Genomic DNA, 11,391 nt, shown 5'->3' on the forward strand with positions numbered 1-11,391 from the left:
AAATGCGGCCGAGCGTTCGGCCGCATTTTGCGTTTCGCATCAAGCCATGTGGCCTCGCCAGGCATTGCGGTAAGAGGAGAGGCCGGGAATGTCGTGTGGCGTGAAATGGCGCTCGCGACCGGCAAGTGGCTTGATGCCGGTGAGCAGGGCCGCACCGGCGCTGGTGCCCGTCGACCCTTCGACCGCCGTTACTTCGGTCTCTGCAAAGCCGGCCAGCGCCTTCAGATAAAGGGTGTTGCTGGCGAAGGGGCCTTCCACAAGGATCGGACCTTTCCGCCCGATGAGCGAGAGGCTGCATTCCGTCATCAGGGCGAGATAAAGCGACGCCGCTGCGTGCCGTTCCGCGGCCGTGGCCGTGGCTTCGCCGATCCAGCGCGCCGCCTTGTCCGGAAATGGGCCGGAGCCGCTGACGACGCTCGGCAGCAGCATCGTGCCCCTGGCAACCACGCTGCCGAGAGCCGCGTCTATCGCTTCGTCTTCCACTGTCCCGAATTGCTGCGCCAGCATTTCGTACTCCCTGCCGCCCATGAAGCGGGACGAGGGAACGGGACGGCCGAAAGCATCGACATTCAGGAGTGTGTCCCGGGTGGGGTCGAGCGCGCCCGCCGCGCCGCCGATGGCGAAATTCACCACCCAGGTGCCGGTGGAGACGACCGAAAAATCTCCGTCGCGGCGCAGAAGATGCGGCAGGAGCGATGCGTTGGAATCGTGGATGCCACAATAGACCGGCATATGCGGCGAAAGACCGGTTTCCAGCACCAGCGACGGGCGAATTGTTCCCAGCACATCGAAAGCGGAGCGGACCGGCGCCATCAAATGTTCGATACCGAGACGCGCGACGAGCGAGGAGAAACTTCTCCGGCGTGGATTCCAGAGATCCGTATGGCAGCCGAGCGAGGTCGTTTCCGTGGCCTGAATACCCGTCAGCCGTCCCGCCCAATATTGCGCATAGGTGACGATGCTGCGCACTCTGGAGAAATCGTCCGGAAAGGCCGCTTTCTGGAAATGGATTTGCGCGCCAAGGTTCAGCCCGACGGGAAGCTGTGGCGAGCCGGTCTCGGCAAAATCGGGCCTGATGCCGCGATAGGCTTCTTCAATGGCGGCGGGATAGCCGTGTTCATAATCGAGCACCGGCATGGCGAGATCGCCGTTCGCATCGAGAAGCGCTGCAGAAGCGCCATGGGTGGTGATCGAAATCGCATCGAAACCGGGCTTCTGGCCGAAACGCTGAAGAGCGGCAAGAATGAAGCGCCAAAGCATCTCCACATCGTAATGTGGGTAGGGGCCATCGCGGAGAACGGGGTTCGTCCGCTTCTCGCCGGCAATTTCCTCTCCGCTGCCGGTGTCGATGACGACTACTTTGGCATTGGTCTTGCCGATATCGATAACCGCGACCCGGCTCGGTCTGATGATGTCGCTCATGGCAGATGGAACACCGTCACCAGGTCTTTTACAACGGGTGAATTATCGGCATTGCTCTCCATGATATCAGCCATATGCGCCCACCATTTCTTCATCACGGGATGTTCGGGCAAAGCCGCCATGCCGTGGTTCTTCGGGCGCGTCAACACGCCGAACAGGATGTTGGTTTCCGGGTCGAGATGGATGGAGTAATCGCTCACACCCGCGTCGCGCAGCAGCGCCACCAGTTCGGGCCATATCTCGTCATGTCGCTTTTTATATTCGGCCTCTTTTCCGGCAAAGAGTTTCATCTTGAAGGCGTGTTTTTCAAGTTCCGGCATGGCTTAACTTCTCATGGCGCGAAGGCGACGGACAACGATGGGGATGGCGATGGTTACGATGAGCAGCAGACCGACAAAGATCGACATGACGATGCCCGGCACATTCAGAAGACCGAGCCCGAAGGTGACGAGGCCCATGACGAAAGCGGCAATGACGACGCCTGCGATGGTGCCGGAGCCGCCGAGAATGGAGACGCCGCCCAGCACCACCATTGTCACCACCTCAAGCTCCCACCCTTGAGCGATAGACGGGCGGGTGGAGCCGAGCCGCGATGTGAGGCAGACGGCGGCGATGCCGCTCATCAGGCCGGTGAGCAGGAACAGGATGAACTTCACCCGCTCGACGGGTATGCCGGAGAAACGGGCGGCGAAGGGGTTGTTGCCGATCACATAGACCTGCCGGCCGAAATTGGTGGCGTGCAGCAGAATGGCGAAGAGGATCGCCATGGCGATGAACAGCACGAATTCGAAAGAAATCACCCAGAAAACGTAACCCTGACCGAAATAGGCAAAATCGGCGGGATATTTGCCATAGGCCTGATCACCCAGCACCATGTAGGAAATGCCGCGAAACAGGCTCATCGTTCCGATGGTGACGACGATGGACGGCAGCTTCAGCCCCGCGACCAGAAAGCCGTTGAAAGCTCCGCACAAAAGCCCGGTGCCGATGCCGATGGCGACGAGGCCGGGTGTGCCGACGCCCATCTGCACTGCCGCACCCATGGCGGTGGAGGCGAGCGCGATGATGGCGGCGACGGAAAGATCGATTTCACCGGCGATGATCAGCAGCGCCATGGCGAAGGCGATGATCGCCTTTTCCGTGAAGTTGAAGGTCGCGTCCGACAGGTTCCAGGCATTGAGGAAATAGGGCGAGGCCAGCGAATTGGCGATGAAGATGAGGATCGCAACGCCAAGCAGCAGCACTTCCCAACTGGCCATGATGCGGCGTATCGGCGTGCCGAGCTTGTCTGGAATGATGCGCGGATTCTGCGCTGGTTGAGGCATGGTGCTCATGCTGCGGCCTCCCTGGCCTGATCGCTTGCTGCGCGGTCACGCAGGATGATACGGCCTTTTCGCGCTTCGGCGCGGGCGTTGAAGACGACGGCGAGCACGATCACCACGCCGGAAATCGCCATCTGCGCGAAGGGCGAAATGCCGATGACGGGCAGGGCGTTCTTGATGACGCCGAGGAACAACGCGCCGAGCACCGCACCCGCGACCGAGCCGATGCCGCCGGCAATCGAGATGCCGCCGATCACATTCGCCGCCACGCTGTCCAGCTCGAAACCGGCGGCGATATCGACATAGGCAACCGCATAACGCGATACCCAGAGATAGCTGGCGAGACCGGCGAGCGCGCCCGAGAGCACGAAGGCGAAGAAGCGCGTCCGGCCGACATCGATGCCCGCATAGACGGCGGCACTCGGATTACCGCCCGACGCATAGGCGGAGCGCCCGAAGGAGGTGCGGCTGAGCACCAGCCATGCGCCGGCGATGATGAGGATCGCCACCCATGAAAGTACGGGCATGCCGAGGATCATGGTGCGCGGCACGTTGAGGAAGGTGGGGGAAAGCTGGTGCGCATTCACCCAGCCGCCGCCGGACAGCACAAAGGCCATGCCGCGATAGATGGTGAGTGTGCCAAGCGTGACGACGATGGGCGGAATGCCGAGCCACCAGACCAGCAAGCCGTTGAGCGAGCCGAGAAACGCGCCGATGCCGACCGCCATGACGATGAGAAGCGGCAGAGGAATACCCGGAAAGGCGGCATTGGTCATCGCCACCGCCATGCCGGTGAAGGCGAGATTGGCGGCAACCGAAAGATCGATGGATTTGGTGAGAATGACCGCCATCTGGCCAAGCGCCAGAATGATGAGGATGGAGGTATCGTTGAAGATATTGACGAGATTGCCGGGCCGGCTGAAACCGGGCGCGCGCAGCGCAAAACCGGCGATCATGATGATGATGATGCCCGCCAGCAGCCATTCGCGATTTTTAAGTAGACGTTGCATATGGTTGCCCCTCTCAGGCATTGCCGGTGGCGGCGCGCACCAGCTTTTCCGGAGAAAAATCGGCGCGTTCGAACTGGCCCGCCATCAGGCCTTCGCGCATGACGATGGCGCGGTCGGACATGCCGAGGATTTCGGGAAGTTCGGATGAAATCATGATGATGGAAAGCCCCTCGGCGGCAAGCTCGCTGATGAAGCCGTGCACGGCGGCCTTGGAGCCGATATCGATGCCTTTGGTGGGTTCATCGAGAATGATGACCTTGGGCTGGGTGGCGAGCCACTTGCCGATCACCACCTTCTGCTGGTTTCCGCCTGAAAGCGTGCCGACCGGCACCGAAAGGGCGGCCGCGCGCAGATCGAGCCGCGAGGCATATTTGCGCGCCAGCGCAAATTCATTGGCGGCTGCCAGAAATCCCTTGCGCGACGTGCGCGTAAGCGATGGCAGGGACATGTTCTGATAGATCGGCATGTCGAGCGCCAGCCCGTGGCGGCCGCGCTCCTCCGGCACATAAACAATGCCGGCGCGGATCGCGTCTTCCGGTGATCGGATGGAAAGCGGCTGGCCTTCCAGCGATACCTGCCCTGAAGCCGGCCGGGTAATGCCGAACAACGACTGGCAAAGCTCGGAGCGGCCGGCGCCGATCAGCCCGTAGAGGCCGAGAATCTCGCCCTTGCGCAGTTCGAGCGAAATATCGCGGAATTCCGTCTCATGCGAATAATCGCGCACCGAAAGAACCGTCGGACCAAGTGTGACGGCCTGCTTGGGAAAGGCGTTCGTCACGTCGCGGCCAACCATCAGCCGCACGATCTCGTCCTGCGGCGTGGCGGTGAGATTGCCCGCTCCAACCATCCTGCCGTCGCGGAACACGGCGTAGTTCTCGGCGATCTCATAGACCTCGTCGAACTTGTGGCTGATGAAAAGGATCGCCTTGCCTTGCCGCTTCAGGTTTTCGACGATGCGAAAGAGATCGTCGATTTCCTTGCGGGAAAGGGCGGCCGTCGGTTCGTCCATGATGACGATGCGCGCCTCGACCGAAAGCGCGCGGGCGATGGCGACGAGATGGCGCTGGGCGATGGACAGGTCCTTCAGCCGGATCGTCGGATCGATGGTGCTTTCCAGTTGTTCCAGCAGGGTTCTGGCGCGCGTGTTGATGGTCTTCCAGTCGATCAGACCGAAACGACCCTTCGGCGCATGGCCGAGGAAGATGTTTTCGCCGACGGAAAGCTCGTCGAACAGCACGGTTTCCTGATGAATGGCGGTCACGCCGGCATCGATGGCGTCCTGTGCGCTGTGAAAATGGACGGGCTGGCCATCGAGAAGGATTTCGCCTTCGTTGGGGCGATAGATGCCGGTGAGGATTTTGACGAGCGTGGATTTACCAGCACCGTTCTCGCCGATCAGCGCGGTGACCTTGCCGGGATAAAGCGCGATATCGACGCCATCCAGCGCTTTGACGCCGGGGAATATCTGGCTGATGCCGCGCATTTCCAGAATGGGCGTTGAATTTGAAGCCTCGACGACATCTAAAATTTTCGTTTCGATACGCATCATCCGTCTTACCGGTCAGTTTGATTGAAGCGGTGAAGGGCACCCCCCTCTGCCCTGCCGGGCATCTCCCCCTCAAGGGGGGAGATCGATATGCGGCACCGTTGAGGCCATCACTAAAGTTGAGAGTAAGCGAGTGTTATAATCTGGCTGATCTCCCCCCTTGAGGGGGAGATGCCCGGCAGGGCAGAGGGGGGTGCCCTCCGCACACTGCCGTCACTTCTCAAGATCAGAAAATCTTCGAGAACTGATCGATATTCTTCGCGTCATAAACAAACGGATCGGCCATCGCCGCTTCGCTGTTCTCGCCAACCTTGATCTTGCCCATGCGGCCGGCTTCGATTTCCGAACCCGGCTTGCCATCGGTTTCGCCCTTCACCAGGCGATAGGCGATCTGGGTGGCGGAGTAACCGAGGTCGATCGGGTTCCAGATGGCGAATTCCTTGGTGGCGCCCGACTTGATGGCGCCGGCCATTTCAGACGGCAGGCCAAGGCCCGTCACATAGACCTGACCGATCTTGCCCGCATCCTTCACGGCCTGCGAGGCGGCGAGAACGCCAACCGTTGTCGGCGCGACGATGACCTTCACATTCGGCTGCGAGGAAAGCAGGCCCTGCGCTTCGCGGTAGCTCTTGTCGGCCAGATCGTCACCGTAAACCGTGGTGACAAGGTTGAGGCCGGGGAAATCCTTCAGCTGCTTTTTCATCTCGTCGATCCAGATATTCTGGTTCGTGGAGGTGGTGGTGGCCGAAAGAATGGCGAAATCGCCCTTGCCGCCTTCCAGATGCGATGCGGCGAGCTGCAGGCACATCTTGCCGATCAGCGCGTTGGACGAGGGGTTGAGCTGGAGAATGCGGCCTTCCGGCGCAACACCGGAATCCCAGGAGATGACCTTGATGCCGCGCTGCGCCGCCTTTTTCAGCGCCGGAACCACGGCGTCGGGATCGTTGGCGGAAATGGCGATGGCATCGACGCCCTGCGCGATCAGCGAATTGATGACTTCGATCTGGCCCTCCGCCGTGGTGCTGGTCGGACCGGTATAGATGATCTCGACGCCGCCGAGGTCCTTTGCGGCCTCCTGCGCGCCCTTGTTGGCGGCTTCGAAAAAGCCGTTGCCGAGCGATTTGACCACCAGTGCGATCTTCACATCGGCGGCCTGGGCAACGCTGCCCAGCCCTGTGACGGAGAGCGCCGCGCCAAGCACCAGTGCGCTCGTCAATGTTCTGCGTGTAAGTTTCATGTCCCTTTTCCTCCCGTTTTGAACCTTTTTCCTCTCTCCGGTGCTCCTCAGGCGACCGAAGAAGAATCCTCTTCATCCGGCGGGGCGGCTGTCTTGCCATCCCTCACCGCGCCGACGACCAGCAATTCCACGCCGGCATCTTCCACCATCCTCGCCGCCTCGTCGGAAATCCCGTCATCGGTAATGATGGTCGAGACATTTTCGAGCGGGCATAAAATGAGGCTGGAACGCTTTCTGAATTTCGAAGAATCGACCATCACGATCAGCTCTTCCGCCTGTCGCATCAGCTTCTGCTCGCTCTGGATAACCAGCGCGTCGGATTCCATGATGCCGAGCGCACCCACGCCCTGCGCACCGAGAAAAATCCGCCGCGCATAAAAATTGCGGATCGCATCATTCTCGAAAGGCGACAGGATAAGGCTCTGGTCGCGATAGATCGCGCCGCCCGGCACGCTGACATTGCATTTGGAATGTTTGACCAGATGCTCGGCAATGGCGAAAGAATTGGTCATGACTTGCAGGCGGCGCGCCGCCATGTAGTGCACCATCTGGAATGTCGTCGTGCCGCCATTCAGGATGATCGCATCGCCATCGTGGCACAGATCGACGGCCTTGCGCGCAATTGCGCGTTTCTTGTCGATGTTGACCGATTCGGACACCCGGAACGGCCGCGCGGCCAGATTGCCGAGCTGCGGCGGATGCACCGCTTCCGCCCCGCCGCGCACGCGGCGCAACTTGCCCTGAACATGCAGCGAGGCGATATCCCGGCGGATCGTCGCTTCCGACGCATCCGTCAGTTCGGCAATATCCTGCACCGTCACGACAGCTTTTTCCTGTGTGGCGCTCAAGATGATGCGATGGCGTTCGCGTTCGTGCATGGGGTCCTCCTGATCGTGATTATTCGCAATCTCTTTATGTTGTCAATCAAGAACGATCAAATTAATCAATATCGCGCTGCAACATGAAAATTTGTGATCGTTTTTGATTGACATTGTGCTTTTGGATGCGCGATATCTGCCATTAAAGGAGGCGGGCCGCTATCGGCTCCGCGAATGCAGACAGATATTGGGAGGAAGACATGACGGGAAAATCCCGCCTTCTCGAAAGCCGTTGGGACGATGCCTATGCCAGAACGCTCGATGAGCCGGGCAAGCTGCTTTATCGTTCCAATCTGCTCGGTGCCGACAAGCGCATCACCAATTATGGCGGTGGAAACACATCTGCAAAGGTGCTTGAGACCGATCCGCTGACGGGCGAGAAGGTCCGCGTCATGTGGGTGAAGGGCTCCGGCGGCGATGTCGGCACCATCAAGCTCGATGGTTTTGCGACGCTTTATCTCGACAAGCTGGAAGCGCTGAAGGGCATTTACAAGGGCGTTGCGGATGAAGACCGCATGGTCGGTTTCCTGCCGCATTGTACCTTCAACCTCAATCCGCGCGCGGCTTCCATCGATACGCCGCTGCACGGTTTCGTGCCTTACGATCATGTCGACCATATGCATCCCGATGCAATCATCGCCATTGCCGCTTCGAAGAATTCGAAAGAGCTGACGCAGCAGATTTTCGGTGACGATATCGGCTGGCTGCCCTGGCGTCGCCCGGGTTTCCAGCTCGGTCTCGATCTCGAAGCTTTCGTCAAGGCCAACCCTAAGGCCAAGGGTGTCGTGCTGGAAAGCCATGGTCTCTTCACATGGGATAATGACGCCAAGGCGTGTTACGAACTGACGCTTGCCATCATCAACAAGGCGATCGAATGGTTTGCGGCCAAGACCGAAGGCAAGACGATTTTTGGCGGCGCGGTGGCGAAGAGCCTGCCCGTTGCCGAACGCCGCGCCATCGCCGCCCGGCTGATGCCGGAAATCCGTGGCCGCATCGGCCGTGAGGAACGCAAGCTCGGCCATTTCGACGATCAGGAGGCGGTTCTCGAATTCGTCAACTCGAAGGACCTGAAGCCGCTCGGCGCACTCGGCACATCCTGCCCGGATCACTTCCTGCGCACCAAAATCCGCCCACTGATCCTCGATCTCGATACGGCGAAGCCGGATGTGGACGCGCTGACGGCGGGTCTCGACAAGGCGCTTGAAGCTTACCGCGCCGATTATACCCGCTACTACGAGGCCTGCCGCCACGACAATTCGCCGAAGATGCGCGATCCGAATCCGGTGATTTTCCTGATCCCCGGCGTTGGCATGTTGTCCTTCGCCAAGGACAAGGCCACTGCCCGCATCGCCGGCGAATTTTACGTCAACGCCATCAACGTCATGCGTGGTGCTTCCACCGTGTCCGAATATCAGGGCCTGCCGGAGCAGGAGGCTTTCGATATCGAATATTGGCTGCTGGAAGAGGCAAAACTTCAGCGCATGCCGAAGCCGAAGAGCCTTGCCGGCCGGGTGGCCTTCGTCACCGGCGGTGCTGGCGGTATCGGCCGGGCGACGGCGGAAAGGCTGGCGGGGGAGGGCGCCTGCGTGGTTCTGGCGGATATTGACGAAGCGGCGCTGGAAGCCGCCAAGGCCGATTTCGTCAAGCGCTACAGCACTGACTCGGTGCGTACCGTCAAGCTTGATGTGACGAAAGAGGATGCCGTCATCGCAGCCTTCGCGGAAGCGAGCGTGGAATTCGGCGGCGTGGATATTCTCGTCTCCAATGCTGGCATAGCTTCCTCCGCGCCGGTGGAAGACACGACGCTTGCCATGTGGAACAAGAATATCGACATTCTTGCCACCGGCTATTTCCTCGTTTCGCGGGAAGCGTTCCGGCTGCTGCGGCGTCAGAATCTCGGCGGCAACGTGGTGTTCGTCGCCTCGAAAAACGGTCTCGCTTCCTCGCCCAATGCCTCCGCCTATTGCACGGCCAAGGCTGCGGAAATTCATCTGGCCCGTTGCCTCGCCCTCGAAGGAGCGGAAGCCGGCATTCGCGTTAACACCGTCAATCCCGATGCCGTGCTGCGCGGTTCTAAAATCTGGAGCGGCGAGTGGCGCGAGCAGCGCGCGGCCTCTTCCAAGATCGAAGTGACCGATCTGGAGGAACATTACCGCAAGCGCTCGATGCTGAAGCTCAATGTCTTCCCGGAAGATATCGCCGAGGCGATCTACTTCCTGGCGTCCGACGCCTCCGCCAAGTCCACCGGCAACATCATCAATGTCGATGCCGGTAATGCGCAAAGTTTTACGCGGTAGGGTGTCGGTGGATATCGACATATAAAAAGACACGATGCTTTGAGAAGTGGCGAAAGTCCCACCTTCGTCATTCCGGCTCAAGGCCGGAATGACGGGGTGGTGGCGTCGCGGGCCGAAGCACCTGTTGTGTTCATTGCCTGGGAGGAAGAGATGACCGAGACAAAAATCGCTGCCGATGTGATCGCGGCGGAAAACGACAAGCGTGCTCACGCGCTGAAGGATGATTATCAGGCGCTGGGCAACCAGCTTGCGCGCCGCAATATCGATATCGAGGCCGTTACGGCCAAGGTCGCGGAATTTTTCGTCGCCGTGCCTTCCTGGGGCGTTGGCACCGGCGGCACCCGTTTTGCCCGTTTTCCCGGCACGGGCGAGCCGCGCGGCATTTTCGACAAGCTGGATGATTGCGCCGTCATCAACCAGCTGACACGGGCGACGCCCAACGTTTCCCTGCATATTCCGTGGGACAAGGAAGACCCGAAGCGATTGAAAGCCCATGCCGATGCGCTGGGTCTCGGCTTCGACGCCATGAATTCCAACACGTTTTCGGATGCGCCCGGCCAGAGCCATTCCTACAAATACGGTTCGCTCAGCCACACGGATGCCGCCACGCGCCGGCAGGCCGTCGAGCACAACATCGAATGTATCGAAATCGGCAATGCCATCGGCTCGAAGGCGCTGACGGTGTGGGTGGGCGATGGTTCGAACTTCCCCGGCCAGAGCAATTTCACCAGAAGTTTCGAGCGTTATCTTGCCGCCATGGCCGATATCTACAAGGCGCTGCCGGATGACTGGCGCATCTTTTCCGAACACAAGATGTACGAGCCGGCCTTCTATTCGACCGTCGTGCAGGACTGGGGCACCAATTACCTCATTGCCAATACGCTCGGCGAAAAGGCCTTCTGCCTCGTCGACCTCGGCCACCATGCGCCGAACACCAATATCGAAATGATCGTCGCCCGACTCATCCAGTTCGGCAAGCTCGGCGGTTTCCATTTCAACGACAGCAAATATGGCGATGACGATCTGGATGCCGGCTCAATCGAGCCATACCGCCTGTTCCTCGTTTTCAACGAGCTGGTGGATGCCGAATATCGCGGCGTGAAGGGTTTCCATCCCGCCCATATGATCGACCAGTCGCACAATGTGACGGACCCGATCGAAAGCCTGATCTCCAGCGCCAACGAAATCCGCCGCGCCTATGCGCAGGCGCTGCTGGTGGATCGCGCGGCCCTCGACGGCTACCAGCAGGATAATGATGCGCTGATGGCTTCCGATATGCTGAAGCGGGCCTATCGCACCGATGTGGAACCCATTCTTGCTCAGGCCCGGCAATTGGCAGGCGGCGCTATCGATCCGGTCGCGACTTATCGTGCGAGCGGCTATCGCAAGCGGGTGGCGGCGCAACGGCCTGCTTCGGTCGGCGGCAGCGGCGGTATTGTGTAAGTTCGGTGTCGCTAGAATAGAGGGAAGCTAAGGCTGACTACACACCTTGCCTCTATCTCGACGTCATCCTCGGCCTTGTGCCGAGGATCTGCCAGCGTCGCATAAAATCGATAGGTAGCAGATGCTCGGGACAGGCTCACTGCTGTCCGGTTTAAATTTGGTGGACATGGCGCACGGTGTTGATTCTACTCGTATTCGAGCGTTTGGCGACGATCTCGGACACGAAAGAGGAGCAA

The 11,391-nt window shown here is 60.0% G+C and carries 9 protein-coding genes; 2 read left to right on the plus strand and 7 right to left on the minus strand.

What is annotated here, in order from left to right:
* Nucleotides 1–39 precede the first annotated feature (39 nt).
* From ACQZ40_RS17870 to ACQZ40_RS17900, 7 genes are all read right to left on the minus strand, one after another.
* The gene (locus ACQZ40_RS17870; RefSeq protein WP_448748379.1) at nucleotides 40–1,422 is read right to left on the minus strand and encodes an FGGY-family carbohydrate kinase; all 1,383 of its coding nucleotides are present in this window, start codon (nucleotides 1,420–1,422) and stop codon (nucleotides 40–42) included.
* Nucleotides 1,419–1,742: an L-rhamnose mutarotase gene (gene rhaM, locus ACQZ40_RS17875; RefSeq protein ID WP_448748380.1), complete on the minus strand. Its 324-nt coding sequence runs from the start codon at nucleotides 1,740–1,742 to the stop codon at nucleotides 1,419–1,421. The genes ACQZ40_RS17870 and rhaM overlap by 4 nt, the downstream gene beginning before the upstream one ends.
* A gap of 3 nt (nucleotides 1,743–1,745) precedes the next feature.
* Nucleotides 1,746–2,756 carry an ABC transporter permease gene (locus tag ACQZ40_RS17880; protein WP_065657123.1) on the minus strand — a complete coding sequence of 337 codons (1,011 nt, stop codon included), beginning with the start codon at nucleotides 2,754–2,756 and terminating at the stop codon, nucleotides 1,746–1,748.
* Nucleotides 2,753–3,754, minus strand: coding sequence for an ABC transporter permease (locus tag ACQZ40_RS17885; RefSeq protein ID WP_448748381.1), 1,002 nt, complete (start codon nucleotides 3,752–3,754; stop codon nucleotides 2,753–2,755). The genes ACQZ40_RS17880 and ACQZ40_RS17885 overlap by 4 nt, the downstream gene beginning before the upstream one ends.
* 13 nt (nucleotides 3,755–3,767) lie before the next feature.
* Nucleotides 3,768–5,303, minus strand: coding sequence for a sugar ABC transporter ATP-binding protein (locus tag ACQZ40_RS17890; RefSeq protein ID WP_174045393.1), 1,536 nt, complete (start codon nucleotides 5,301–5,303; stop codon nucleotides 3,768–3,770).
* 223 nt (nucleotides 5,304–5,526) lie between these two features.
* Nucleotides 5,527–6,537, minus strand: coding sequence for a rhamnose ABC transporter substrate-binding protein (gene rhaS, locus ACQZ40_RS17895; RefSeq protein WP_174045390.1), 1,011 nt, complete (start codon nucleotides 6,535–6,537; stop codon nucleotides 5,527–5,529).
* A 47-nt stretch (nucleotides 6,538–6,584) separates the two neighbouring features.
* Entirely contained in the window at nucleotides 6,585–7,415 is an 831-nt protein-coding gene (locus tag ACQZ40_RS17900) for a DeoR/GlpR family DNA-binding transcription regulator (RefSeq protein ID WP_035262536.1), read from the minus strand.
* Nucleotides 7,416–7,615: 200 nt separating this feature from the next.
* Here ACQZ40_RS17900 and ACQZ40_RS17905 point away from each other — a divergent pair, with 200 nt between their 5' ends.
* Nucleotides 7,616–9,712: a bifunctional rhamnulose-1-phosphate aldolase/short-chain dehydrogenase gene (locus ACQZ40_RS17905; RefSeq protein ID WP_271046256.1), complete on the plus strand. Its 2,097-nt coding sequence runs from the start codon at nucleotides 7,616–7,618 to the stop codon at nucleotides 9,710–9,712.
* A gap of 150 nt (nucleotides 9,713–9,862) precedes the next feature.
* Nucleotides 9,863–11,155, plus strand: a complete 1,293-nt coding sequence (gene rhaI / locus ACQZ40_RS17910) for an L-rhamnose catabolism isomerase (RefSeq protein WP_448748382.1) — start codon at nucleotides 9,863–9,865, stop codon at nucleotides 11,153–11,155.
* Nucleotides 11,156–11,391: the final 236 nt, after the last annotated feature.

This window comes from Agrobacterium sp. 16-172Ci, from assembly GCF_053522725.1.